The sequence below is a fragment of the Georgenia halophila genome, from assembly GCF_039541595.1.
The window spans coordinates 37,360-63,295 of sequence record NZ_BAABGN010000008.1 but is presented as its reverse complement, the minus strand read 5'-3'; the positions used below and the strand labels follow the sequence as shown (position 1 = coordinate 63,295).

Below are 25,936 nucleotides of genomic sequence, written 5' to 3'. Positions count from 1 at the left end.
TGGCCATCATGACCAACGCCGAGCAGGAGCCCACCCCGGGACCACTCGACCTCCTGGTCACCGGACCCGTCTTCTTCGACCTCGTCTTCACCGGCCTGCCCCACGGACCGGTCGCGGGCACCGAGGTCTGGGCGGACGGCATGGGCACCGCCCCCGGCGGCATCGCGAACCTGGCCGTCGCCGCCTCCCGGCTCGGCACCAGAACCGGGCTCGCGGCCGCGTTCGGCGACGACGCCTACGCCGACTGGCTCTGGAACGTGCTTGGACAGCAGGAGGCCGTGGACCTCAGCGCCTCGCGCCGCTACCGGCACTGGCACACCTCCGTCACGGTCTCCCTCGCGCTCGACGGTGACCGCGCCATGATCAGCCACGGTCACGACGGACCCGAACCGGCGGGCACGCTGGTCGCCTCCGCGCGCCCGGCCCGCGCCGTCGTGGCCGAGCTGACCGGCCCCGGCTCGGACCCGTGGTGGCAGACCGTCGCCGACGCCGGCTCGCTGGTCTTCGCGGGCGCCGGCTGGGACCCCGACGAGAGCTGGGACCCCGCACGGCTCGCGATGCTCGAGGGCTGCCACGCCTTCACGCCGAACGCCGTCGAGGCCATGGGCTACACCCGCACCGACACCCCCGTCGACGCCGCCCGGGCACTGGCAGCCCATGTTCCGCTCGCCGTGGTGACGATGGGTGGCGACGGCGCCGTCGCGGTCGACGCCTCGACCGGCGAGGAGGTGCGTGTCGAACCCCTCGAGGTGCACGCGCTCGACGCCACCGGTGCCGGTGACGTCTTCGCCGCCGCCCTGGTCACCGGCACCCTGCAGGACTGGGACCTGCAGCGACGCCTGCGCTTCGCCGTGCTCTGCTCGGCGCTGGCGGTCCGGCACTTCGGCGGATCGTTGGCCGCGCCCGGCTGGGGCGATATCGCGGACTGGTGGCACGGCACCGTCGCGGCCGCCCGAACCGGCGACATGGCGGCACGCGAGACCGCCGAGCACTACGAGTTCCTCGACGACGCCCTGACCGGGCACCCGCTCGCCCGCGTCCGCCGGGCCGACGCCACCATCGCGCGGTTCTCCGACGTGGACCCGGGCGGCTCCGGCCCCGCGCCGACCGTTCGTGCGGGTGACTGACGAGACCCGGACACGTCCACCTGCGCCTGCATGGAACAATCCGGAACCATGAACGAGACACAGCTGACCACCCGTGACGACGCCGAGCACCTCCCGTCGCCGTCGGTACCGGACAAGGTCAGCACCGACGGTCTCGAGGACCGCTGGAACGAGCGGTGGACGCAGGACGCCACGTACGCCTTCGACCGCTCGGCCCCGCGCGAGCAGGTGTACTCCATCGACACCCCGCCGCCCACGGTCTCCGGCTCGCTGCACGTCGGCCACGTCTTCAGCTACACCCACACCGACGTCCTCGCCCGCTACCACCGCATGCGCGGCAAGGCGGTCTTCTACCCGATGGGCTGGGACGACAACGGCCTGCCCACCGAGCGACGCGTCCAGAACTACTTCGGGGTCCGCTGCGACCCCTCGTTGCCCTACGAGCCCGACTTCGAACCCCCGCACACCGGCGGTGAGGGCAAGTCGGTCAAGGCCGCCGACCAGATCCCGATCAGCCGCCGGAACTTCATCGAGCTGTGCGAGCGCCTGACGGTCGAGGACGAGCAGCAGTTCGAGGCGCTCTGGCGCTACCTCGGCCTCTCGGTCGACTGGCGGCACCACTACCAGACCATCGGCAAGGACGCCCAGCAGGTCGCCCAGGCGGCGTTCCTGCGCAACCTGGCGCGCGGCGAGGCCTACCAGGCCCAGGCCCCTGGGCTGTGGGACGTCACCTTCCAGACCGCCGTCGCCCAGGCCGAGCTCGAGGCACGCGACTACCCGGGCCACTTCCATGAGGTGACGTTCCATCGCAAGGACGCCGCCGGCGGTCCGTCGACCGTCGCCATCGAGACCACCCGGCCCGAGCTGCTGCCGGCCTGCGTCGCCCTGATCGCCCACCCGGACGACGAGCGGTACCAGCCGCTGTTCGGTACCACGGTCACCTCACCCGTTTTCGGTGTCGAGCTGCCCGTCCTGGCCCACCCGGCCGCCGAGATGGACAAGGGCGCAGGCATCGCCATGTGCTGCACGTTCGGCGACCTCACCGACGTCCAGTGGTGGCGCGAGCTCGATCTGCCCACTCGCCCGATCGTCGGCAAGAACGGCCGCCTCGTGCGCGAGACGCCCGAGTGGATCACCACCGAGGCGGGCCGCGACGCCTACGCCGAGATGGCCGGGAAGACGACGTTCTCCGCCCGCGGGGTCGCCGTCGAGGCGCTGCAGGCCTCCGGCGACCTGATCGGCGAACCCAAGCCGGTCCAGCGCAAGGCGAACTTCTTCGAGAAGGGCGACAAGCCGCTCGAGATCGTGACCTCCCGCCAGTGGTACATCCGCAACGGTGGTCGCCCCTACACCGAGGGCAACGGCACGGATATCCGCGAGAACCTCATCGCCCGGGGCAGGGAGCTGGACTTCCACCCCGACTTCATGCGCGTCCGCTACGACAACTGGGTGGGCGGCCTCAACACCGACTGGCTCGTCTCCCGGCAGCGGTTCTTCGGCGTCCCCATCCCCCTCTGGTACGGGGTCGGGGACGACGGCGAGGTGGACCACGACGCCGTCCTCAGCCCCGGCGAGGACTCCCTGCCGATCGACCCCAGCATCGACGTCCCCGCCGGCTACACCGAGGACCAGCGCGGCAAGCCCGGCGGCTTCGTCGGCGAGGTCGACATCATGGACACCTGGGCGACCTCGTCGCTCTCCCCGCAGATCGCCGGCGGCTGGCTGCGCGACACCGACCTGTTCGAGCGGGTCTACCCGATGGACCTGCGACCCCAGGGCCAGGACATCATCCGCACCTGGCTGTTCTCGACGGTGGTCCGCGCGCACCTGGAGTTCGGTGCGCTGCCGTGGAAGCACGCCGCCATCTCCGGGTGGATCCTCGATCCCGATCGCAAGAAGATGTCGAAGTCCAAGGGCAACGTCGTCACTCCGATGACGCTCCTCGAGGAGCACGGTTCGGACGCCGTCCGGTACTGGGCGGCCTCGGCCCGCCTCGGGACGGACGCCGCGTTCGAGGTCGGCCAGATGAAGATCGGCCGTCGCCTGGCCATCAAGATCCTCAACGCCTCGAAGTTCGCACTCACCATGGGTGGGGACGCCGACCTGGTGCTGGACCCGGGGGTCGTCACGGCCCCGATCGACCGGGCCATGCTCGCCGGGCTCGCGGACGTGGTCGAGACCGCCACGGCAGCGTTCGAGAACTACGACCACACCCGTGCGCTGGAGGCGACCGAGACCTACTTCTGGACGTTCTGCGACGACTATCTCGAGCTGGTCAAGGACCGCGCCTACAACCGCGACGGCGTCCTGCCGGGCTCCGAGGCTGCCTCGGCACGCGCCGCGCTGGCGATCGCCGTCGACACATTCCTGCGGCTCTTCGCCCCGGTCCTGCCGTTCGCCACCGAGGAGGTCTGGAGCTGGTACCGCACCGGATCCGTCCACCGCGCCGGCTGGCCGACCGCGGGTTCCCTGCGCGCCGCGGCGAGCTCGCACGACACGGCCGGCGACGCTCGCCTTGTCCAGGTCAGCGGCGCCGCCCTGGCGGCCCTGCGCAAGGTCAAGTCCGAGGCCAAGGTCTCCCAGCGCACGACGTTCGCGCGGGTTCGCCTCCAGCTGCCCGCCGAGGCGATCGAGATGGTCCACTCCGCGCTCGGCGACCTGCGCGCGGCGGGTCGGGTGCGCGGCGACCTTGAGGTCCTGGGCGGGCCGGACGGCGCGGCCGCGACCGTGGTCGAGAGCGAGCTGGACGACCCGCCGCCGAAACGCTAGTCCCTCCGGGGCTAGTCCCCGCGCGTGGCCGCGATGTCCTCGTGGTGCCGGATGACCTCTTCGACGATGAACCCGAGAAACTTCTCGGCGAAGACCGGGTCCAGGCCGGCCTCCTCGGCCAGCGCGCGCAGCCTCGCCACCTGACGGCGCTCCCGCTCGGGGTCGGAGGACGGCAGCCCGAGGTCGGCCTTGATGACTCCGACCTGCTTGGTGCAGCGGAACCGCTCGGCCAGCATGTGCACCAGCGCGGCGTCGATGTTGTCGATCGTGCGCCGGGCGGTGCGCAGCGCCTCCGGCACGTCGGCGGGCTCGTCGCTGCGGTGGGCGGTCAGGCTCGTCATGGGCCCATGATGTCAGGGCCGATGGTCAGGCGCCGAAACGCTCCAGGACCAGCTCGATCAGCTCGGCGGGCGGCTCGCCCTCCGCGGTGAGCAGTGGCTCGGTCACCACGTCGGCGCCGCACCCGGCGGCCAGGTCGGCGAAGTAGCCCGGCGCGAGGAGGTACGTCGCCACCACGACGCGTGCGTCGTCGGCGGTCTCGGTGCGGGCCTGGGCGACCGCGTCCGCCAGCCTGGGGCTCGCCGCCGAGATGTATCCGCAGCTCACCGGCCGGCCCAGCAGGGCCGCCAGCAGACGGGCCGTCTCCTCGCAGTCCTCGACGGCGCGGCCGTCCGAGGACCCGGCGCACCCGAGCACCACCCGGTCGCCACGCCGCAGGCCGGAATCGGCGAGACGCCTGGCGAGGACGGCGGCGAGGCGCATGTCCGGCCCGAGCGCCGCCGTCACCTCGGCGGCGGGCGCCTCGCGGGCCGCCCGGGCGAGGTCGACGTGCACGTGGTAGCCGGCCGAGAGGAGCAGCGGCACCACCCGCACGTCCCGCTCCCCCAGGCCGGCGAGCGAGGTGGGCACGTCGGGCTCCTGGACGTCGACGAACGAGGCCTCGACGCGGACGTCGGGGCGACGCTCGCTCACCGCCGCGACGAGCCGGGAGATCGCCGCCCGCCCGGCCGGCGAGGAGGTGCCGTGCGAGCAGGCCAGCATTGCCGGCGCCGTCACCAGGCCGAGCTCGACGATCCCGTCGACCACCCGCACCGGATAGGTCTCCAGGCTCAGCTCCTCGGTGGTGTAGCACGCGCCGGTGGCCAGGTCGTAGACCTGCTTGTGCAGAGGTGAGGCCAGCGTCGGCCGGTCCTCGCCGTCGACGACCCGGGAACCGACGATGCCGCGCGCCATCACCTGGGCGCCGGTGTCCGGGTCGCGGTGGGCGACGGCGCGCACGGTCCGGTCCCCGAGCCGGACGAGCGCGACCTGACGGCCGGCCACCACCGCCGCCTCGCCCCAGGCCGGCTCGAGGTCGTCGAGGCGGCAGACCTGGTGCCAGGTCTGCACGGTCGGTACATGGACATCCACGAGCGTGTCAGTCATGGCGGCGACGCTAGGTTCGCCATGTTTCACCACCGAACGAGGCCTGTTGCGGGTCCGTAAACTTCTCCTCACACCTCTTGCGCCGACCCGTGAAGCCGATGTCACGGCCGGTTTACACCGCGGAGACGGCGGCGAAACGGCGCCCGCCTACGGTCGGGCAGCATGCCGACCTTCACCAGCCAGTCCCAGCGCCACGTCGTCGTCGTGGGCGGCGGCCCGGCCGCCAACCGGTTCGTCGAGGCGATGTGTGCTCGTGGCCTGGACGCGCCGATCCCGACCCGGCTGACCGTCCTCACCGAGGAGCCGTGGCTGCCCTACGACCGCGTCGCCCTGTCGAGGGCGCTCACCGGTACCGACTCGGAGCCCGTCGACCTCACCCTGGACCGGCAGCTGTGGGACAGCCCCGCCGTCGAGCTGCGCACCGGCACCCGCGCGACGGCGATCGACACCGCCCGCAGCACGGTCCGGACCACCGGCCCCGACGGCGAGCAGAGGCTCGCCTACGACGACCTCGTGCTCGCCACCGGGTCGAAGGCGGCCACCCTGCCCGTGCCGGGCGCGGAGGCGGCCCACGTCTACCGCACGCTCGAGGATGTCGCGATCATCGCGGCCGAGGTGCAGCGACTGCGTGTCGAGCTGGGCCGGCCGCCGCGCGTCGTCGTCGCCGGCGGCGGCCTGCTGGGTCTGGAGGCGGCCGGCGGGCTCGCCGACCTCGGTGCCGATCCGACGGTGGTCAACGTGGCGGGCTGGCTCATGAACGCCCAGATCGACGAGGGCGGCGGCCAGGCCCTCGGCCGCCTCATCGACTCCGCCGGCCTCAGGGTCCGCTGCGGCGTCATGCCCACCGACGTGCTCGTCGACGAGTCGGGCGCCGTGATCGGCGTGGCCCTGAAGGACGACGACCCGATCGAGGCCGAGATGGTCGTCGTCGCCATCGGGGTGCGGCCCCGCGACGAGCTGGCGCGCGAGGCCGAGCTCGAGATCGGGCCCCGCGGCGGCGCCGTCATCGACGAGACCACCGCCACGTCCGTCCCGGGCGTGTGGGCGATCGGCGAGGTCGCCTGCTACGACGGCACGTGCGTCGGCCTGGTCGCCCCCGCCAACACGATGGCCGAGGTGTGCGCCGACCGGCTGGCCGGCGGGTCCGCCACCTACCCGGGCCCCGACACCGCCACCAAGCTCAAGCTCGCCGGGGTCGACGTCGCCAGCTTCGGCGACGCGTTCGCCACGGCGGAGCGTGCGCTCGAGATCGTCTACGCCGACCCGGCGCGTGGCCTGTACCAGAAGATCGTCACCACCGACGACGCCAAGACCTTGCTGGGCGGCATCTTCGTCGGCGACGCCACGCCCTACACGTCGCTGCGCCCGCTGCTCGGCCGCGAGCTGGGCGGCGAACCCGGCGCCTACCTCTCGGCGGGCGGCGGTGAGGCGCCGGACACCGAGCTGCCGGACGACGCACCGCTCTGTTCCTGCAACAACGTCTCCGTCGGGACCGTGCGCGCCGCCATCGCCGGCGAGGGCCCGGGGGTGGAGGCACCGTGCCACGACATCGCCGCGCTGAAGTCGTGCACGCGGGCCGGCACACAGTGCGGCTCGTGCCTACCGGTGCTCAAGAAGACCCTCGACTCCGAGCTGACCAAGGCCGGCGTCGAGGTCTCGAACGCCATGTGCGAGCACTTCCCGATGTCGCGGGCCGAGCTGTTCGAGTCGGTCCGAGCCGTCGGGCTGGGCTCCTTCGAGGAGATCCTCGCCCGGTTCGGGACCGGACGGGGCTGCGACGTGTGCAAGCCGACCGTCGCCTCGATCCTCGCCTCGCAGCACACCGAGTACGTGCTCGACGCCGGACGCGGCGCCCTGCAGGACACCAACGACCGCGCCCTGGCCAACATGCAGAAGGACGGTACCTACTCGGTGGTGCCCCGGGTGCCGGGCGGCGAGATCACGCCGGCCAAGCTCGCCGTCATCGCCCGCGTCGCCGAGACGTACGGCCTGTACACCAAGATCACCGGCGCGCTGCGGATCGACATGTTCGGCGCCCGCCTGGAGCAGCTCCCCGACATCTGGAAGGAGCTCGTCGACGCCGGCTTCGAGTCCGGCCACGCCTACGGCAAGGCACTGCGGAACGTGAAGTCCTGCGTCGGCTCCATCTGGTGCCGCTACGGCGTGCAGGACTCGGTGTCCATGGCCATCCAGCTGGAGCTGCGCTATCGCGGCCTGCGCTCGCCGCACAAGCTCAAGATGGGCGTCTCCGGCTGCGCCCGCGAGTGCGCCGAGGCCCGCGCCAAGGACGTCGGCGTCATCGCCACCTCCGACGGCTGGAACCTCTACGTCGGGGGCAACGGCGGCGCGAACCCCGCGCACGGCCAGCTGCTCGCCAGGGACCTCGGCGACGACGCTCTCATCACGTACATCGACCGCTACCTCATGTACTACGTGCGCACCGCCGACCGCCTGCAGCGCACCGCGCACTGGATGGCCGACCTCGACGGCGGCATCGACCACGTCCACCAGGTCGTCGTCGAGGACTCGCTCGGCATCGGCGCGGACCTCGAGGCGGCCATGGCCCGCCACGTGGAGAACTACGAGGACGAGTGGGCCGCGACCCTGAAGGACCCGGACCGGCTGCGCCGTTTCCGCTCCTTCGTCAACGCCCCCACCGAGCCCGACGACACCACCGTCTACGTCCGCGAGCGCGACCAGCGACGCCCGGCCACCGAGGCCGAGCGCGACGGGGTCCTCGAGCCCGGCGTGGAGCCGGACCCCACCGCCCCGCAGGCACCGGTGCTCGTCGCCGGCCTGCACATCCCCGTCCGCGACCAGGAGGGCTGAGCGTGCTGCTCGACGCCGACCTCACCGGTCACACCGTTCTCGTCCTCGGCGAGGCGCACGCCTCCCGCCGGGCGCTGCGCCGCTACGCCGCCGCGGGCGCCACCGTCCGGGCCGCGACCTCGCCCGCTGAGGCGGCCGGCGTCGACCTCGACGGCGTCTCGCTCGCCGTCGCCGTGGCCGACGGCGACCCCGCCTGGAGGCCGCACGTCACCGACCTGGGCCGCCGCCGTGTCGTCGTGACGGAGCAGGCCGCCGCTCCGGGCGGGCAGATCGTGCTGGTCGGCGGCGGCCCCGGCACCCCCGAGCTCCTCACCGTCGCCGCCCGCACCGCGCTGCGCGAGGCCGACGTCGTCCTGCACGATCGGCTGTCGCCCTGGCGGGAGCTGCGCGAGCTGACCGGCGGTGCGGAGCTCGTCGACGTCGGCAAGCGGCCCGGCCACCACGCCGTCCCGCAGGCGCAGATCGAGGAGATGCTGATCGCGCACGCCCGTGCCGGCAAGACGGTCGTCCGTCTCAAGGGCGGCGACCCGTTCGTCTTCGGTCGTGGACGCGAGGAACTGGGCGCCGCCCTGGACGCCGGCATCCCGGTGTCCGTGGTCCCCGGCGTCACGAGCGCGATCGCGGTGCCCGCCTCCGCCGACATCCCGGTCACCCACCGCGACGTCACCCACACCTTCACGGTCGTCTCCGGGCACGCCCCGCTGACCGACGCCGAGCACGCCCACCTCGCCGGGCTCGGCGGCACGATCGTCGTCCTCATGGGCATCGGCACCCTGAACCACCTCCTCGCGGGTCTGCGCCGGGCCGGTCTGCGGGATACCACCCCGGTCGCCGTGGTGGAGCGCGGCTACCGCATGGACCAGGCGACGACGTACGCGACGCTCGGGGAGGCCGCGCGCGGGGCGGTGGCCGGCTGCGCCTCGCCCGCCGTCGTGGTCATCGGCGAGGTGGTCCGGCTCGGCCGCGGCTGTCCCGCCGAGCTGGCCGGCGCCGTCGACACCCTCGCCGGGGCGAGCGCGTGACCGCCCCCGCGGCGGCCGTGGACACCGGGCCGGAGCTCGCCGGTTTCCGGGTGGGAGTGACCTCCGACCGGCGCTCCGCCGACCTCATCGCCGCCTTCGAGCGGCGCGGCGCGGACGTCCTGCACGCGCCGGCGCTGCAGATCGCGCCGGTGGCCGAGGACGTCCAGCTGGTCGCCGACACCCGTGCGCTGGTCGAGGCCCGTCCGGACGTCACCGTCGTCACCACCGCGTACGGGATGCGTCGCTGGATGGAGGCCGCGGACGCGGCCGGTGTCGGCGAGGACTTCGTCGCGCGCCTCGAGGACTCGCGGGTCTTCGTCCGCGGGCCCAAGGCCCGCGGTGCCGTGCGCGCCGCCGGTCTCAACGACACCGGCATCGCCTCCGACGAGCGGACCTCCTCCGTCGTCGACATGCTCCTTGCCGAGGGCGTGGCAGGCACGACGGTCGCGGTCCAGCTGCACGGGTACACGGACAGCGAGCAGCTGGACCGGCTTCGCGACGCCGGCGCGACCGTCCTCACCGTCGAGCCCTACCGTTGGGTCGAGCCTGAAGGGGTGGACAAGCTCCCACGACTCGTCGACGCGGTGCGCTCGCGCCAGATCGACGTCGCCACGTTCACCTCGGCACCGGCCGTGGACGCGTTCCTCGGACGTGCCGCCGCGCTCGGGCACCTTGATGGGCTTCTCGAGGCCTTTCGGACCGACGTCGTCGCGGCCGCCGTCGGCCCCGTGACGGCCGGTCCGCTGCTGGCGGCCGGCGTCGAGCCGATCATCCCGGAGCGGTATCGCATGGGGGCGCTCATCCGCCTCGTGTGCGAGCACCTGGCCGAGCACCACGTCACCGAGGTCGACACCGGCCTCGGGCCGGTGCAGCTGCGCGGCCGCTCCGTCGTGCTCGACGGCGCCCAAGGCACCCTCGCCCCGGCACCGCTGGCGATCTTCCGTGCCCTGGTCGCCGCCCACGGGGGAATCCTCAGCCGCGCCGAGCTCATCAAGCACCTGCCGGAGGGCGGGAACGAGCACGCGCTCGACATGGCGATGACCCGGCTGCGCCAGTCGCTGCCCGACCCACGGCTGGTGGCCACGGTCGTCAAGCGCGGGTACCGACTGGAGGCCTGACATGACAGCTCAGCAGATGTACGGCTCGACCGTCCGGGGGCTCCGTGAGCGGCCCGGACGCTGGCTCGACGGGTGGGACCCGGAGGACGCGGCACAGTGGGCCGGTCCGGGCCGCCTCATCGCCGGCGTGAACCTCCGCTGGTCGGTCTTCTGCGAGTTCCTCGGCTTCGTCGTCTGGCAGCTGTGGTCGATCGTCGCCGTACAGCTGCCGGCGGCAGGGTTCGACCTGTCCTCCTCGCAGGTGTTCTGGCTCATCTCCATGCCGAGCCTCGTCGGGGCGACGCTGCGCATCCCGTACACGTTCATGGTGCCGCTGCTCGGCGGCCGGAACTGGACGACGATCTCGGCGCTGCTGCTGCTCGTGCCGGCGGTGGGCCTCGCGGTCGTCGTCGCCGACCCCTCGACCTCCTTCGGTGTCTTGCTGCTCCTCGCGGCGCTGGCCGGGTTCGGCGGCGGCAACTTCGCCTCCTCGATGGCCAACATCACCTACTTCTACCCGCGCCGCGAGAAGGGCTGGGCGCTCGGGCTCAACGCCGCGGGCGGCAACGTCGGCGCCGCCGTCGCCCAGCTCGTGGTGCCGATCGTCATCAGTGCCGGCGCGGTCGCGACGCTCCGCCTGCCCCTCGCCGGCCTGGTGTGGGTGCCGCTGATCCTCGTCGCCGCCTGGGGCGCACGTCGCCACATGCACAACCTCTCGGACGCGCACGGCGACGTCGCCGGCTCGCTGGCGGCCCTGCGCGAGCCGCACCTGTGGGTCATGTCGTTCCTCTACATCGGCACGTTCGGCTCCTTCATCGGCTTCTCCGCCGTGTTCCCGAAGCTCATCGCCGACGTCTTCCCCGACTTCTCCACCTTCGCCGTCGGCGGGGCGGCACTCTCGCTGTCGTTCCTCGGCCCGCTGGTCGGCTCGCTCACCCGGCCCTGGGGCGGGCGGGTCGCGGACCGGTACGGCGGGGCACGCATGGCAGCCGCGGCGTTCCTCGCCATGGCGATCCTGGCGACGGCGGTGGTGCTGACCCTGCCGCTGGCGAACTTCTGGCTGTTCCTGGCCCTGTTCCTCGTGCTGTTCACCGCGAGCGGGTTCGGCAACGGCGCCACCTACAAGATGATCCCGACAATCTTCGCCGTCCGGGGCCGCGAACGGGCCGGTTCGGCGGCGCTCGGGCTGATCTCGGCGATCGGGGCCTACGGCGGTTTTGTCGTCCCCCAGGTCCTCGGCCTGTCGGTGACGTCCACCGGCAGCTACGACGCCGCGTTCCACGGCTTCGTCGCCGCCTACGTCGTCATGACCGCCGTCGTCGCCGTCTGCTACCTGCGGCCCGGCTCGCCCTTCGCCAAGGCAGGAGTCTGATGGCCGCCTCGACCGAGACCCATTGCCCGTACTGCGCGCTGCAGTGCGCGATGGCCCTCACCCCGGACGAGCACCGGCTCCAGGTCACGGGCCGCGACTTTCCGACCAACCGCGGTGGCCTGTGCCGCAAGGGTTGGTCCTCCGCCGAGCTGCTCACGTCGGCCCACCGCCTCACCGCGCCCCTGCTGCGCGGCGACGACGGCGAGCTCCACCCGGTCGGCTGGGACGAGGCCCTGGACGCGGCCGCCGACGCGATCCGCCGGACCCGCGCCTCGTACGGCGCGGACGCCGTCGGGGTGTTCGGCAGCGGCGGGCTGACCAACGAGAAGGCCTACCAGCTGGGCAAGTTCGCCCGCGTCGGTGTCGGTACGTCCCGCATCGACTACAACGGCCGGTTCTGCATGTCCTCGGCCGCGGCGGCCTCCCGGCGCTCGCTCGGGACCGACCGCGGCCTGCCGTTCCCCGTCGCGGACCTCGACGACGCCCAGACGGTCATGCTGCTGGGCAGCAACGTCGCCGACACCATGCCTCCGTTCGTCCAGCACCTCGCCGGCGCCCGGGCGCGCGGGGGGCTGGTCGTCGTCGACCCGCGACGCTCGGCGACGGCGGCCCTGACGGCGGACGGCTCCGGTCTGCACGTGCAGCCCGCGCCGGGCACCGACCTCGCGCTGCTGCTCGGGCTGTGCCACGTCATCGTCAACGAGGGGCTGGTCGACACCGGGTTCGTCGAGTCCCGCACCACCGGGTACGAAGCGCTCGTGCGCAGCCTCACCACCTGGTGGCCCCAGCGGGTCGCGGGGATCACCGGGGTGCCGGCCGAGACCATCCGCACCACCGCGCACCGGCTCGCGGGCGGTGGTGCCTACGTCCTGACCGGGCGCGGCGTCGAGCAGCACGTCAACGGCACCGACACCGCCACCGCCGCGATCAACCTGGCGCTGCTGCTCGGGCTGCCCGGCCGCGCCGGCTCCGGCTACGGGACCCTCACCGGCCAGGGCAACGGCCAGGGCGGGCGCGAGCACGGCCAGAAGTGCGACCAGCTGCCCGGCTACCGCTCCATCACCGACCCCGCGGCCCGGGCCCACGTCGCCGGGGTGTGGGGCGTGCCCGAGGAGTCCCTGCCCGGCCCGGGGTTGCCCGCGGTCGAGATGCTGCGCTCCCTCGGCCGGCCCGACGGCGTGCGCTGCCTGCTCGTGCACGGCTCCAACCCGGCGGTGTCCGCACCGGACGCCGGCGCCGTCACCGACGCCCTGCGGCGCCTGGACTTCCTCGTCGTGGCCGATTTCGTCCTCTCGGAGACCGCCGCGGAGGCGGACCTGGTCCTGCCGGTGCCGCAGTGGGCCGAGGAGGAGGGCACCATGACGACTCTGGAGGGTCGGGTGGTCCGCCGCCGGCGCGCCGCCGCGGTGCCCGACGGCGCCCGTGACGAGCTGTGGATCCTCGCCGAGCTGGCCCGCCGGCTCGACGCACCGACCACCTTCGACGCCGCCGCCGAGCGGGTCTTCGACGAGCTGGCCCGGGCCTCGGCCGGCGGACCGGCCGACTACTCCGGCATCGGCTACGCGCTCCTGGAGTCGGGCGACGGCGTGCACTGGCCGTGCCCGGCAGGCTCGGTCGGGACCCCGCGGCTGTTCCTCGAGGACTTCGGTCACCCGGACGGCCGGGCGCGGCTCGTACCGGTCACCCCGGCCGGGGACGCCGGTCCGGGGGCGCTGACCCTGGTCACCGGACGGCTGCTCGAGCACTACCAGTCCGGGGCCCAGACCCGCCTGGTGCCCGAGCTGGACCGGGCCCAGCCGGAGGCACGGCTCGAGCTGCACCCGGCGACGGCGGACCGGCTCGGTCTCGTCGACGGCCAGTGGGCCCGGGTCGCGAGCGGGACCGGGACCGCGCGGGCACGGGTGCTGCTCACCGACGGCGTCCGCCCCGACACCGCGTTCCTGCCGTTCCACTTCCCCGGCGCGCAGCGGGCCAACCTCGTCACCCGCGACGCCACCGATCCGGTCTCGGGGATGCCGGAGTTCAAGACCACCGCGGTACGCGTCACCCCCGAGGAGGAGGTTCCCACCGTATGAGCGTCGTCGAGGCACCCGAACGCGTGGTCGTCGTCGGGTTCGGACCCGTCGCGGCCCGGCTGGTCGAGGAGCTGCGTCCCGCCGTCCGGGCCGGCCACATCGAGCTGCTCGTGCTCGGCGAGGAGTCCGTCCCGGCGTACAACCGCGTCCTCGTCGGGGACGTCGCCGTCGGCCGCACCACGGAGGCCGCCATCGCGATGGCCGGATTGCGGGAGCTGTGGGCGGACGGCGTGCAGGTCATGCTGGACACCCCGGCCACCGCCATCGACCGGCACACCCGTCAGGTGGTCCTCGCCGACGGGCGGACCGCCCGGTACGACCGGCTCGTGCTGGCCACCGGTGCCCACGCCGCCATCCCGCCGCTCGCGGGCCTGGACCCGACCCACCGCCGCCTGCCCGAGGGCGTGACGACCCTGCGCGACCTCGGTGACGCAAGACGCGTACGGGCCGCGGTCGGCGCCGGGCAGCGGCTTGTGGTGCTCGGCGCCGGCGCGCTCGGTCTCGAGGCCGCGCTGGCCGCGGCCGAGGAGGGAGCGGACGTGACCGTCGCGTTCGCCGGCCGGGTGCCGCTCGACCGCAACATCGACCTCGGCGGCGGACGCGTCCTCGTCCGCGAGCTGCGCCGACTGGGCGTCGGGGTCGTCGGCGGTGCCGTCTCCACGGGCGTCGAGCTGGACCGCGACGGGCGGTTCCGTGCCCTCGTGCTCGACGACGACACGGAGGTCACGGGCGACCTGCTGCTGCTCTCTGTCGGTGTGCGGGCCCGGGTCGGGCTGGCCCGCACGTGCGCGCTCGGTGTGGGCAAGGGCATCCTCGTCGACCACGGACTGCGCGCCGACCCGGACGGGACCGTCTTCGCCATCGGTGACTGCGCCGAGGTGCTGTGCGGCGACGCCGACTGCTCCGACTGCGCCGGCCGGGAGGGACGCGGCCCGGCCGGCCTCGTCGGTCCCGGTTGGCGGCAGGCCTCCTGGTTGGCCGCCCACCTGACCGGGGCCGGACCCGAGCCGCTCGGCCCGGAGCCGCGCGACCTCATCCTGCTCAAGGCCCGTTCCGTGGACCTGGTGGCCGCCGGCGACACCACCCCCGAGCCGTGGGACGAGGAGCGCGGCGGCAGCCTGGCCGTGGCGCAGTGGGCGGACCCGCAGCACGGCCGCTACGTCAAGATGGTCACCCGCGACGGCGGGCTCACCGGCGTGGTCTGCGTCGGCATGCCCCGCACGGCCGCCGAGCTGGTGCTGCTCTTCGAGCGCGCCGGCGAGCTGCCGGCCGACCGGACGACCCTGTTCCGGCTCGACGCCGCCGGGCAGGAGGCCGCCGGCACACCCCCGGGGCCGGAGAGCACGGTGTGCCGCTGCACGGGGGCGACGCTCGGCAGCATCGAGGACGCGATCGGGTCGGGCTGCTCGAGCGTCGTCGAGGTGGGCCGGGCCACCCGGGCCGGCACCGGCTGCGGCGGCTGCCACGAGACGATCCGCGAACGGCTCGCCGCCCGGGCGGCGTCGAGCGCCGTGCCGAGCGGCACCGGGACCGGGCCCTGACGAACTCCCTACCGCCGTGGCGTGTCGATGTCCTGGGTCCGGCCCACGCGGCTGCGGCCCTCCCGGTGCGGGTCGCCGCTCAGCGCGAACGCGTGCTCGTCCGGGGTGGCGGCGTCGTTCCACCGCAGCAGCGCCCCGATCCCGTCGGGCTGCTCGAACGCAGCGTCGTCGACCACCGTGATCCCGGCGCCCTGCGCCAGCGCGGCTCGTCCCAGGGCCAGGTCGGCACGGACCTCGTGCGGCGCCGAGGCACCCATCTCCACGACGTCGACGTGCGCACCGATCTGAAGCGGCTCGTCCCCGGCCCACAGCGTGCTGTCGCGCAGCGCCGAGGGCGGCCCGGCCACCGACTCGGTGATGATCAGCTCCGCCACCTGACCGCGCCGCAGCACGTCGAGAACGCCGTCGCGGCCGGTGACCACGGCGCCGTCCTGGCCGCGCACCTCGCGGAAGGTGTCGAGGACCCGCTCACGGCGGCGCAGTCGGAACTGCTGGAGGATCTCGGCGAGGTGCGCCTGGAAGGCCTCCGGCTTCGCGCCGGCCGAGCGTGAGCCGCCCTCCACGGGGATGAGGAGCTCCTTGGACGCGTGACCGAGCTCTTCGGCCACCAGCGAGCGGGCACGCACGTCACCGGTAAGGACGAGCAGCTCGGGCCGGTGCTCGGCGACGAGCCGGTCGAGCTCGCCGGCGACGGCCTCGGCGTTGCGTTCCCAGGAGTCCTCGGCCCGCGCCGCGTAGCGCCGGTGCGACCAGCCGCCCGTATTGACCTTGCTGAGCTCGTCGTGGCCGCCCTCGTACGACTCCCCGCCGTCACCCGCGGTCGAGGCGGTGGCGGAGATGTGGAACGTGACGTCGGTGCCGGACCGGTCCACGGCGGCCAGGAGGTAACGCACGTGCTCATCCGCGGTCCGGGCCAGCGCGAAGGCGTTGAGCCCGACGACGGCCTCGTCGGCGGCCGGTGGCGCGCCCAGGACGCAGTCGAGGAGCACCTCGCCGCGTGCCCCGACGAGCACGCGGCCGTGCTTGCCCGCCGCGTTGGAGATCGTGCGGACCCGTTCGCCGAGGGCCTCGAGGGTGGTGTCGTCGATCTGCCCGTCCAGCGTCCGCCGGAGGTCCTTCCAGCGAGTGAGCACCGCCTGGTTCCCCGTCTCGGACTCCCGGGTGGCGTCCATGACGACGGTGACGAGGGGAACGTCGGCGGGCAGGTCGGATGTGATCCGGTCCAGATGCATCAGACACCTCTATCGGTCGGACTGCGTCGTCCGTCCAGGGTGCCCTGCCGGGCGGCGGTCCGCCACGTCGGGCGGGCCGCCGCCTCAGCGGCTAGGCCGACTTCTCGCGAGGAGTGCGCCGCTTGCTGGCCTTCTCCCGCGGCACCAGGGTCGGGTTGACGTTCTCGAGGACGACCTCGCGGTTGACGACCACACGTGCGACGTCGTCGCGCGACGGCACGTCGAACATCACCTCGCGCAGGACCTCCTCCATGATGGCGCGCAGGCCGCGGGCACCGGTCCCCCGCAGCAGCGCCTGGTCGGCGATGGCCTCGAGGGCGTCGTCGGTGAACTCGAGCTCGACACCGTCGATCTCGAACATCCGCTGGTACTGCTTGACCAGGGCGTTGCGCGGCTCGGTCAGGATCCGGACCAGCGCGTCCTGGTCGAGCGTGGACACCGTGGCCACGACGGGCAGCCGGCCGACGAACTCGGGGATGAGGCCGAACTTGTGCAGATCCTCGGGCCGGACCTCCGAGAACAGGTCCGTGTCGGCGTCGGCGGAGCGCAGCGGCGCACCGAAGCCGATGCCGCGGCGTCCGGAGCGGGCGGAGATGATCTCCTCCAGGCCGGCGAACGCACCCGCGACGATGAACAGCACGTTCGAGGTGTCGATCTGCAGGAACTCCTGGTGCGGGTGCTTGCGTCCGCCCTGGGGCGGCACCGACGCCTGCGTGCCCTCGATGATCTTCAGCAGCGCCTGCTGGACGCCCTCGCCGGAGACGTCACGCGTGATCGACGGGTTTTCGCTCTTGCGGGCCACCTTGTCGATCTCGTCGATGTAGATGATGCCCTTCTCGGCCTTCTTGACGTCGAAATCGGCGGCCTGGATGAGCTTGAGGAGGATGTTCTCCACGTCCTCGCCGACGTAGCCGGCCTCGGTCAGGGCCGTCGCGTCGGCGATCGCGAAGGGCACGTTCAGCATCCGCGCCAGCGTCTGAGCCAGGTACGTCTTGCCGGTACCCGTCGGCCCCAGCATCAGGATGTTCGACTTCGCGATCTCGACGCCGGTCTCGTCCTGTCCGCCGGACTCCCGGGCCTGGACGCGCTTGTAGTGGTTGTACACGGCGACGGCGAGGGATCGCTTCGCCGGGACCTGGCCGACGATGTACTCCTCGAGGAAGTCGTAGATCTCGCGGGGTTTGGGCAGGTCGACGAGACCGAGCTCGCTGGCCTCGGCCAGCTCCTCGTCGATGATCTCGTTGCACAGGTCGATGCACTCGTCGCAGATGTACACCCCCGGCCCTGCGATGAGCTTCTTGACCTGCTTCTGGCTCTTTCCGCAGAACGAGCACTTGAGCAGGTCCGCTCCCTCACTTCGCGCCACCGAGCTCCACCACCGTCTCGCATCTCACATTCGGCCCGACGGAAGTTCCGACGGACGATCCCCATTCCACACCAAGAGGCGTGGTCCTGTCCTGCTTCTCAGCTCGGCGAGTCAGGCCTCGGTGAGTACCGGGGTCTTGCGGGACTCCAGCACCTGGTCCACGAGCCCGTAGTCACGGGCCTGCTCGGCCGTCAGCATCTTGTCGCGCTCGATGTCCTCACGAACCTGATCCACCGGCGTGTCGGAGTGGCGGGCGAGCGTCTCCTCCAGCCAGGTACGCATCCGCAGCACCTCGTCCGCGTAGATCTCGATGTCCGAGGCCTGCGCGTAGCCGCCGCCCTCGAGCGACGGCTGGTGGATCATCACCCGGGCGTTCGGCAGCGCGAGCCGCTTGCCGGGCGAGCCGGCGGCGAGCAGCACGGCGGCCGCCGAGGCGGCCTGGCCGAGGCACACCGTCTGGATCTGCGGCTTGATGTAGCTCATCGTGTCGTAGATCGCGGTCATGGCCGTGAACGAGCCGCCGGGCGAGTTGATGTACATCGTGATGAGGCCGTCCGGGTCATTGCTCTCCAGGACCAGCAGCTGCGCCATGATGTCGTCCGCGGAGGCGTCGTCCACCTGCACGCCGAGGAAGATGATGCGGTCCTCGAACAGCTTGGTGTACGGGTCCTGGCGCTTGTACCCGTAGGCGGTGCGCTCCTCGAACTGCGGCAGGACGTAGCGGGACGAGGGCGCCGCGGGCGCGGTTCCGCCGGGGCGCATCTGGCTGCCGGCACCGGCCTGGGGGTAGTCGAAGTTCATCTGTGGCTCTCCTGTGGGGTGGTGGTCGCGGCCAGGCCGGGTCACTGCTGGTCCTCGTTGGTGCCGGCGCCACCGGGCACCGACGCGGCGTGCTCGACGACGCGGTCGACGAAGCCGTACTCAAGGGCCTCGGCTGCGGTGAACCAACGGTCGCGGTCGGCGTCCTTGTTGATCTGCTCCACGGTCTTGCCGGTCTGCTCGGCCGTCAGCTCCGCCAGCACACGCTTCATGTGCAGGATGAGGTCGGCGTGGATGCGGATGTCCGTGGCGGTGCCACCGATCCCGCCGGAGGGCTGGTGCATCATGACCCGGGCGTGCGGCGTGGCGTAGCGCTTGCCCGGGGCCCCGGACGAGAGCAGGAACTGGCCCATCGACGCGGCCATGCCCATGGCCACCGTCGCGACGTCCGGCTGGACGAACTGCATCGTGTCGTAGATCGCCATGCCCGCGGTGATCGAACCGCCCGGGGAGTTGACGTACAGGAAGATGTCCTTGTCCGGGTCCTCGGCGGCGAGGAGCATCATCTGGGCGCAGATCGCGTTGGCGTTGTCGTCACGCACCTCGGAGCCCAGCCAGATGATCCGCTCGCGCAGGAGCCGGTTGTAGATGTTGTCGGTCAGGTTCATGCCGGCGATGTCGGTCTTCGCCTGCGGCATCTGATCGCTCACGTGCATGCTCCTTCTGCCGGGCCCCGGGGCCACGGTCTTGCGGCCGGTGATCGTGCGTCTGGGTGATCGTGCGTCCCGCCGACACTAACGCTGTGGCGCGGGCGACCTTCCCCCGAGCGGGTTCTTTTCGCTCACGGCGCACGAGGAGGGACCCCTTGCCCGACCCTGATCCGAGTCCCCGCAGGGTCCGGTCCCGGCACCGCGGGGAGGACGCCCTCGTGAGTCACGCCGTGCGGCTCGCGAGCGTCGACGAGCGTTCACCCAAGCCGGCGGCGGGACAACTGAAGGGATCTCCTGCCAAAGGCCCACCGCTACCCCGGCACGGCTGCCAGAATCCCGCCAGCGACCGGCACGACCGGCGACTGCCTCGTGAGCGTCCAGGCCGCGGCCGCTGACAGGGTCATCGCCTGCCCGGATCATCGCCGGCGAGCACCGACGCGTGTTTGCGCTGGCACGCGCGAGAGCCCGGCACCGAGGCAGGTGCCGGGCCCTCGTCGTGACGGTCGTGCTACTTGGTGCTCTCGTCCTTGCCGGCCTCGTCGGCACTGGCGGCCGACTCGGCGCTGTCGGCCGACTCGGGGCTGTCCGGGCTCTCGGGGCTGTCCGGACTGTCGGCGCTCTCGGGACTGTCGTCGGAGTCGGGCCGGGCCTCGTCCACCGCGGCGGCCGCCTGCGCGGCCTGGGCCGCCGCCGCCTCCTGCGCGGCCGCCTCGTCCTCCTCGTCCGAGCCGATGTACTCCTTCAGGTCCAGCGTGTTGCCGGCCTCGTCGGTGACCTCGACCTGGCGCAGCGCGACGGCGAGCGCCTTGTTCCGGGCGATCTCACCCATGAACGCCTGGATCTGATTGGCCTGGGACGCCGCCTGGATGAACTGGTTCGGCTCCATCCCGTACTGCTGCGCGCTCTGCACGAGGTACTCGAGCAACTCGTTCTGCGTCACCTGGACGGACAACTTCTCGACGAGCGTGTCGAGCAGCATCTGGTCACGGACCAGGCCCGTGACCTCCTCGCGGATCTCCTCGCCGTGGGGATCGCCCGCCTCTTTGCCCTCGGACTCGAGGTGCCGGTTGATCTCGGCCTCCACGACGCCGGAGGGCACGGGGATCTCGACGTCGCCGCGCAGCTTCACCAGCAGCGCGTCACGGGCCTGCACGGCCTGCTCGGACTCCTTGTCGCTCGCGGCCTGCGTACGCAGATCGGCGCGAAGCTCGTCGATGGTGTCGAACTCGGACGCCATCTGAGCGAAGTCGTCGTCCGCCTCCGGGAGGTCGCGCACCTTCACGGCCGACGGGGTGATGGTGATCTCCGCCTCCTCGCCGGAATGCTCGCCGCCGGCGAGCGGACCGGTGAAGGTGTTGGTCTCCCCGGCGTTCATCCCGGTGAGAGCGTCGTCGAGCCCGTCGATCATGGTCCCCGCACCCACCTGGTACGAGATGCCGGAGACGGAGTCGACCTCTTCCTCGCCGATCTTGGCGGAGAGGTCCATGACGACGAAGTCGCCCTCCTGCGCCGGGCGGTCCACGCCGGTGAGGGTGCCGAAACGCTCGCGCAGCTCGTCGAGCTTCGCGTCGACGTCGGCGTCGGTCACCTCGGCGCCGTCCACCGAGAGCTCGAGGCCCGACAGATCCGGCACCTCGATCTCCGGGCGGACATCGACCTCGGCCTCGAACACCAGCTGGCCACCGGCGGCACCGGTGAGGTTGGGCACCTCGGTGACGTTGATGCTGGGCTGGCCCATCGGCCGCACCGACGACTCGACCAGGGCCTGGTTGTACAGGTCCGGCACGGCCTCGTTCACGGCGTGTTCGATGATGGCGGCGCGGCCGACACGCTGCTCGAGCACGCGGGGCGGCACCTTTCCCTTACGGAAGCCGGGGACGTTCACCTGCTGGCCGATGTGGGAGTAGGCATGGTCGAGGCTCGGCTTGAGCTCGTCGTACTCCACCTCCACGGTCAGCTTGACCCGGGTCGGCTCAAGGTTCTCGACGGCGCTCTTCACTGCGGTGCACTCCAGGGTTCAGGGGGCGCGGCGACGTCAGACGACGCGCAGAGACCGACCAATTCTAGGGCACGGCGTCCGCCCGCGGCACACCGGAAGACTCGGTGGGCCCCGCGATGTTCCTCACCGTACCGGCACCCGCCGTCTGGCACTCAGCCCGTGGAGCCGCGCTCGACGATCCGGAACTCGGTCGCGACGCGTCGCGGCTCTGGTGGGACGCGTGCCGCGAACCGGGCCTCGAGCAGCTGCAGGGCCGTGCGGGCCACCTCGTCCCGGTCGAAGTGGGCGGAGGACAGCGTCGGCGTGGAGTACTGCGCCTCCTCGATGTCGTCGAAGCCGATGACCGCCACATCCTCGGGCACCCGCAGACCCCTGACCTGCATCTCGTGCATGGCGCCGAGGGCGAGGGTGTCGTTGAGGCCGAAGACCGCGTCGGGCACGGTTCCGGCGTCGAGCATCGTCCCGATCGCCTGCGCACCATTGGCGCGGCCCCACGGACCGACCGCACCGTACAGTGCCGGGTCACGCTCGATCCCCGCCTCGGCAAGCGCCTCCTCGTACCCCTGGAGCCGCAGCCCGGCCGAGCCGACGACCTCCCCGGGGTGCACACCGACGACGGCGATCCGCCGTCGGCCGATCCCGAGGAGGTACTCGGTGGCGGCCTTGGCCGCCTCGACGTTTCGCATGGTGACGTGGTCGACGCGGTCGGAGAAGATCCGCTCGCCGAGGAGCACGAGGGGCGACGAGGTGGGCAGCAGCTCCTCGTCCTCCGCGCCGAGGGCGAGCGGGGAGTAGATGAGCCCGTCGGTCATCGCGCGGCGCGCCCCGTGCAGCGCGTCGAGTTCACGACGGCGGTCGGAGCCGGTCTGCTCGATGATGACCACCAGGCCCCGCTCCTCGGCCGCCGTGATGACCGACTCGGCGAGCTCGGCGAAATACGGCAGCGACAGCATCGGCAGCGCCAGGCCGATCATTCCGGTGCGGCCGCGGCGCAGGTTCCGCGCGGAGGCGTTGATCTGGTAGCCGAGATCCGCGATCGCCGACATCACCCGCTCGCGGGTCTCGGTGCGCACGTACGGGTAGTCGTTGACGACGTTCGAGACCGTCTTCACCGAGACGCCCGCGAGCTGTGCGACGTCCTGCATCGTGGCGGCCACGGGCGCTCGTCTCCTCAGCGGGGCCCCGGTTCCTGATCGGTCGGCGGCGCCCTGCCCCCTCGGACGCCCGACAAGCGATCAGGATGACAGCCGCACCATCGACCAGGAAACCGGCGGAAGCTCCACGCTCAGCGCGCCGTCGGACAAGGTGGCGGACTCGTTCGTGCGCGGCAGCACGGACGTGGCGTCGTCGGCGTCGGCCTGCCAGGTGTGGTCGGGGTTGCTCAGCGTGGTGGCCTCGAGCACCCGCTCGGAGCCGAGCGAGCGCACGTCGACGCTCAGGTCGATCGGCTCGGACACCGACCGGTTCACCACGAAGAGCGCCGCCTCGCCGGTCTCCTCGTCGCGGGTGGCTACGAGGTCGACGGCAGGCACATCCCCGAACCTGGTCGTCTCCACCCGCGGCGCGGACACGGCCGGGCGCAGCACCTCGCCCTTCGCGTGCCTGGCGGTCAGTGCGAAGGGATGGAACGTCGTCTGGCGCCACGCCCGACCGCCCGGCTCCGTCATGATCGGGGCGATGACGTTGACCAGCTGGGCCAGGCTGGCGGCGTGCACCCGGTCGGTGTGCCGCAGCAGCGAGATCAGCAGGTTCCCGACCACGACGGCGTCGGCCACGTTGTACTTGTCCTCCAGCAGCACCGGGGCGACCGGCCAGTCGTCTCCCGACGGCGGACGGGACTCGGCGCGGCCCTGGTACCAGACGTTCCACTCGTCGAAGGAGATGTGGATCCGCTTTGACTGCTTCCGAGCGGCCCGGACGTAGTCCGCGGTGGCCGCGACGGAGTCGACGAAGTAGTCCATGTCCGTGGCGCTGGCAAGGAAGCTCGAAAGGTCGCCGTCGTCCTCGTAGTAGTAGGCGTGGGCACTGATGAGGTCGACGTGCTCGTAGGTCTCCTGCAGCACGGTCGCCTCCCACTCGCCGAAGGTGGGCATCCGGGAGTTGGAGGACCCGCACGCGACGAGCTCGAGGTCCGGGTCGATCATCCGCATCGCCCGTGCGGCCTCGGCGGCCACCCGGCCGTACTCCTCGGCCGTCTTGTGACCGATCTGCCAGGGGCCGTCCATCTCGTTGCCGAGGCACCACATCTTGATCCGGTACGGGTCCGCGGACCCGTTGGAGCGGCGCAGGTCGGCGTGGTACGAGCCGCCGGGGACGTTGCAGTACTCGAGCAGGTCGATGGCCTCCTGGACCCCGCGCGTGCCGAGGTTGATCGCCATCATCGGCTCCACACCGGCCTTCGCCGCCCAGGCCATGAACTCGTCGACACCGAAGGTGTTCGGGTCGGTCGAGTGCCATGCCAGGTCGAGCCGTGCCGGCCGTTGCTCGACCGGTCCGACGCCGTCCTCCCAGCGGTAGCCCGAGACGAAGTTACCGCCCGGGTACCGCACGGTGGTCGTGCCCAACTCGCGCACCAGGTCGAGCACGTCCGTGCGCAGCCCGTCCTCGTCCGCGGCCGGGTGGTCCGGCTCGTAGATCCCGGTGTAGACGGACCGGCCCAGGTGCTCGACGAACGTGCCGAACGTGCGCGGACGCACCGGCCCCACCACGAACGCGCGGTCGAGGACGACTGAGGCTGTGAGCATGTTTCTCCTTCGTGGTGGGGTCAGTGCGTTCGGTGGTGCAGCTCAGGTGCCGGTGATGCCGGACGTGGCGATGCCCTTGATGATCTGCCGCTGGAAGAAGATGAACGCGACGATCAGCGGGAGGGCGGCGAGCACGGCCTGCGCCATGACCTGGGCGTACTGGATGCCGTAGGCCGAGATGACCGTCTGCAGCCCGACCGGCAGGGTCATGATCTCCGGGTCGGTGATGGCGATGAACGGCCAGAGGAAGTTGTTCCACGTCTGGATGAACACGAAGATCGCGACCGCCGCCAGGATCGGGCGGGAGAGCGGCAGGATGATCTGCAGGAAGATGCGCATCCTGCTCGCTCCGTCGATCATCGCCGCCTCCTCCAGGTCGCGCGGGATGGCGTCGAAGAACCTCTTGAGGATGAACACCATCGGCGCGGCCACCACCTGCGGGAGGATGATCGCCCAGTACGTGTCGAGCATGTTGAAGTCGACCATCTGCTCGAACAGCGGGACGATGATGATCTGCGCCGGGATGAGGATCGAGGCGACGATCACGCCCAGGGACACGTTCTTACCTGGGAAGTTCATCCGGGACAGGGCGTAGCCGGCCAGCGAGCTGACCACCAGCGTGATGAACGTCGTCGCCGAGGCGGTCAGCAGGCTGTTGAACGCCCAGCGCGGCACGAGGCCGGCCGCGAGCACGTCCTCGAACGCCCCGGTGGTGAACCCGCTCTCCGGAACGATCGTGACGGGCAGGCCGGCCGCCTCCGTCTCGGGCTTGAACGCGGTGAGCGTGGCCCAGAGCACCGGCATCAGCCAGGTGATCGCGATGATGGAGAGCAGCACGTACGCCACGACGGTGGCCGGCCGCACCTTCCTCTTGTTCTGTGCCGGGCCGGCGATCGCGACGCGCTCGGCCGGCGTGGACGTTACTGGAGCGGCGGCGGTACTCATTGACGGGCTCCTCTACGGTTGTTCACGAACACGTACACGAGCGACAGCGCGATGATGAGTGCGAAGAACAGGTAGGAGATCGCTGCCGCGTAGCCGAGCCGGTAGCCGGTGAAGCCCGCCTCGTAGACGTACTGCAGGATCGGCCGGGTGGTGCCCGCCGGCCCGCCGCCGGTCATCTGATAGAACTGGTCGAAGACCTTGAGCGAGGCCAGGATCTGCAGGATCAGCACCAGCACGGTCGTGGGCCCAAGCTGCGGGACGGTGATGGACCAGAACTTGCGCCAGATCCCAGCGCCGTCCAGCGACGCCGCCTCGTAGAGCTGATCGGGGATGGCCTGCAGCGCCGAGAGGTACAGCAGGAAGTTGAACCCGATGGTCCACCACACCGTCGTGATGACCACCGAGAGCATGGCGGTGTCCGGGTCCTGCAGCCACGGGATCGCGTCGAGCCCGAGGATCCGGACGGCCTCGTTCACCAGGCCGAGCTGCGGGTTGTACAGCCACACCCAGATCTGTGACACGACCGTGGAGGCCAGGAGGTACGGCATGAAGATCGAGAGCCGCCACAGCCACTGACCCTTGACGCCGCTGTTGACGATCACGGCAAAGAGGAGCGCCACGATCACGAGCGGGATCGTGCTCAGCACGGTGAACTCGACGGTGTTCCAGAACGAGCTCCACACCTGCGGGTCCGCGAGTGCCTCGGCGTAGTTGTCGAGCCCGATGAACCCGTCGTTGGCGCCGGTCAGGCTCTGTCCCGTGAAGCTCATCCAGAGCCCCGAGACGGTCGGCCAGACCAGGAAGAGGCCGAAGACGATCACGAAGGGGGCCATGTAGAGCCACCCGCGGACGGCGTCCGGGTTGCGGCGGCGACGGGCCTGCGTGCCCTCGTCCAGGTCGGCGGGCAGGGGCCCGCGCGGTTCGGTGGTGGTAGTCATCGAAGTC

The 25,936-nt window shown here is 71.9% G+C and carries 19 protein-coding genes; 8 read left to right on the top strand and 11 right to left on the bottom strand.

Annotated elements, in window-relative coordinates; genetic code table 11:
- The first annotated feature begins 8 nt into the window (after positions 1-8).
- Both ABD907_RS09295 and valS read left to right on the top strand, forming a co-directional pair.
- Complete coding sequence (locus ABD907_RS09295) at positions 9-1,127, top strand: carbohydrate kinase family protein (protein ID WP_345215969.1); 1,119 nt, start codon at positions 9-11, stop codon at positions 1,125-1,127.
- Positions 1,128-1,175: 48 nt separating this feature from the next.
- On the top strand, positions 1,176-3,875 hold the full coding sequence (gene valS, locus ABD907_RS09290; RefSeq protein WP_345215968.1) for a valine--tRNA ligase: 2,700 nt from the start codon (positions 1,176-1,178) through the stop codon (positions 3,873-3,875).
- Positions 3,876-3,886: 11 nt separating this feature from the next.
- On the opposite strand, the gene ABD907_RS09285 is transcribed toward valS, so the two are convergent.
- Positions 3,887-4,216, bottom strand: a complete 330-nt coding sequence (locus ABD907_RS09285) for a chorismate mutase (protein ID WP_345215967.1) — start codon at positions 4,214-4,216, stop codon at positions 3,887-3,889.
- A gap of 25 nt (positions 4,217-4,241) precedes the next feature.
- The gene (gene nirD / locus ABD907_RS21240) at positions 4,242-5,300 is read right to left on the bottom strand and encodes a nitrite reductase small subunit NirD (protein WP_486334066.1); all 1,059 of its coding nucleotides are present in this window, start codon (positions 5,298-5,300) and stop codon (positions 4,242-4,244) included.
- Positions 5,301-5,462: 162 nt separating this feature from the next.
- On the opposite strand from nirD, the gene nirB reads away from it, so the two are divergent.
- The 6 genes from nirB to ABD907_RS09245 are packed head-to-tail and all read left to right on the top strand — an operon-like array spanning position 5,463 to position 15,236.
- Positions 5,463-8,129, top strand: coding sequence for a nitrite reductase large subunit NirB (gene nirB, locus ABD907_RS09270; protein ID WP_345215966.1), 2,667 nt, complete (start codon positions 5,463-5,465; stop codon positions 8,127-8,129).
- 2 nt (positions 8,130-8,131) lie between these two features.
- A complete protein-coding gene (gene cobA, locus ABD907_RS09265; protein ID WP_345215965.1) occupies positions 8,132-9,151 on the top strand; it encodes a uroporphyrinogen-III C-methyltransferase in 1,020 nt (339 codons plus the stop codon).
- Positions 9,148-10,269 carry a uroporphyrinogen-III synthase gene (locus ABD907_RS09260; RefSeq protein ID WP_345215964.1) on the top strand — a complete coding sequence of 374 codons (1,122 nt, stop codon included), beginning with the start codon at positions 9,148-9,150 and terminating at the stop codon, positions 10,267-10,269. Before cobA ends, ABD907_RS09260 begins: the two co-directional genes overlap by 4 nt.
- Position 10,270: 1 nt before the next feature.
- A complete protein-coding gene (locus ABD907_RS09255; protein WP_345215963.1) occupies positions 10,271-11,620 on the top strand; it encodes an MFS transporter in 1,350 nt (449 codons plus the stop codon).
- Positions 11,620-13,695: a molybdopterin oxidoreductase family protein gene (locus ABD907_RS09250; protein ID WP_345215962.1), complete on the top strand. Its 2,076-nt coding sequence runs from the start codon at positions 11,620-11,622 to the stop codon at positions 13,693-13,695. Before ABD907_RS09255 ends, ABD907_RS09250 begins: the two co-directional genes overlap by 1 nt.
- Positions 13,692-15,236, top strand: coding sequence for an FAD-dependent oxidoreductase (locus ABD907_RS09245; protein WP_345215961.1), 1,545 nt, complete (start codon positions 13,692-13,694; stop codon positions 15,234-15,236). Before ABD907_RS09250 ends, ABD907_RS09245 begins: the two co-directional genes overlap by 4 nt.
- Before the next feature lie 8 nt (positions 15,237-15,244).
- Here the strand turns inward: ABD907_RS09245 and ABD907_RS09240 are convergent, their stop codons facing one another.
- From ABD907_RS09240 to ABD907_RS09200, 9 genes are all read right to left on the bottom strand, one after another.
- The gene (locus tag ABD907_RS09240; RefSeq protein WP_345215960.1) at positions 15,245-16,468 is read right to left on the bottom strand and encodes a baeRF2 domain-containing protein; all 1,224 of its coding nucleotides are present in this window, start codon (positions 16,466-16,468) and stop codon (positions 15,245-15,247) included.
- A 91-nt stretch (positions 16,469-16,559) separates the two neighbouring features.
- Positions 16,560-17,834 carry an ATP-dependent Clp protease ATP-binding subunit ClpX gene (gene clpX, locus ABD907_RS09235; protein WP_345215959.1) on the bottom strand — a complete coding sequence of 425 codons (1,275 nt, stop codon included), beginning with the start codon at positions 17,832-17,834 and terminating at the stop codon, positions 16,560-16,562.
- A 111-nt stretch (positions 17,835-17,945) separates the two neighbouring features.
- Positions 17,946-18,635, bottom strand: coding sequence for an ATP-dependent Clp protease proteolytic subunit (locus tag ABD907_RS09230; RefSeq protein ID WP_425555745.1), 690 nt, complete (start codon positions 18,633-18,635; stop codon positions 17,946-17,948).
- Positions 18,636-18,676: 41 nt separating this feature from the next.
- Complete coding sequence (locus ABD907_RS09225) at positions 18,677-19,309, bottom strand: ATP-dependent Clp protease proteolytic subunit (RefSeq protein ID WP_345215958.1); 633 nt, start codon at positions 19,307-19,309, stop codon at positions 18,677-18,679.
- 502 nt (positions 19,310-19,811) lie between these two features.
- Complete coding sequence (gene tig, locus ABD907_RS09220) at positions 19,812-21,302, bottom strand: trigger factor (RefSeq protein WP_345215957.1); 1,491 nt, start codon at positions 21,300-21,302, stop codon at positions 19,812-19,814.
- Positions 21,303-21,454: 152 nt separating this feature from the next.
- Positions 21,455-22,459 carry a LacI family DNA-binding transcriptional regulator gene (locus ABD907_RS09215; protein WP_345215956.1) on the bottom strand — a complete coding sequence of 335 codons (1,005 nt, stop codon included), beginning with the start codon at positions 22,457-22,459 and terminating at the stop codon, positions 21,455-21,457.
- 78 nt (positions 22,460-22,537) lie between these two features.
- Positions 22,538-24,046, bottom strand: a complete 1,509-nt coding sequence (gene arfA, locus ABD907_RS09210; RefSeq protein WP_345215955.1) for an arabinosylfuranosidase ArfA — start codon at positions 24,044-24,046, stop codon at positions 22,538-22,540.
- A gap of 42 nt (positions 24,047-24,088) precedes the next feature.
- Positions 24,089-24,991, bottom strand: coding sequence for a carbohydrate ABC transporter permease (locus ABD907_RS09205; protein ID WP_345215954.1), 903 nt, complete (start codon positions 24,989-24,991; stop codon positions 24,089-24,091).
- Complete coding sequence (locus ABD907_RS09200; protein ID WP_345215953.1) at positions 24,988-25,929, bottom strand: carbohydrate ABC transporter permease; 942 nt, start codon at positions 25,927-25,929, stop codon at positions 24,988-24,990. Before ABD907_RS09200 ends, ABD907_RS09205 begins: the two co-directional genes overlap by 4 nt.
- Between the last annotated feature and the right edge of the window lie 7 nt (positions 25,930-25,936).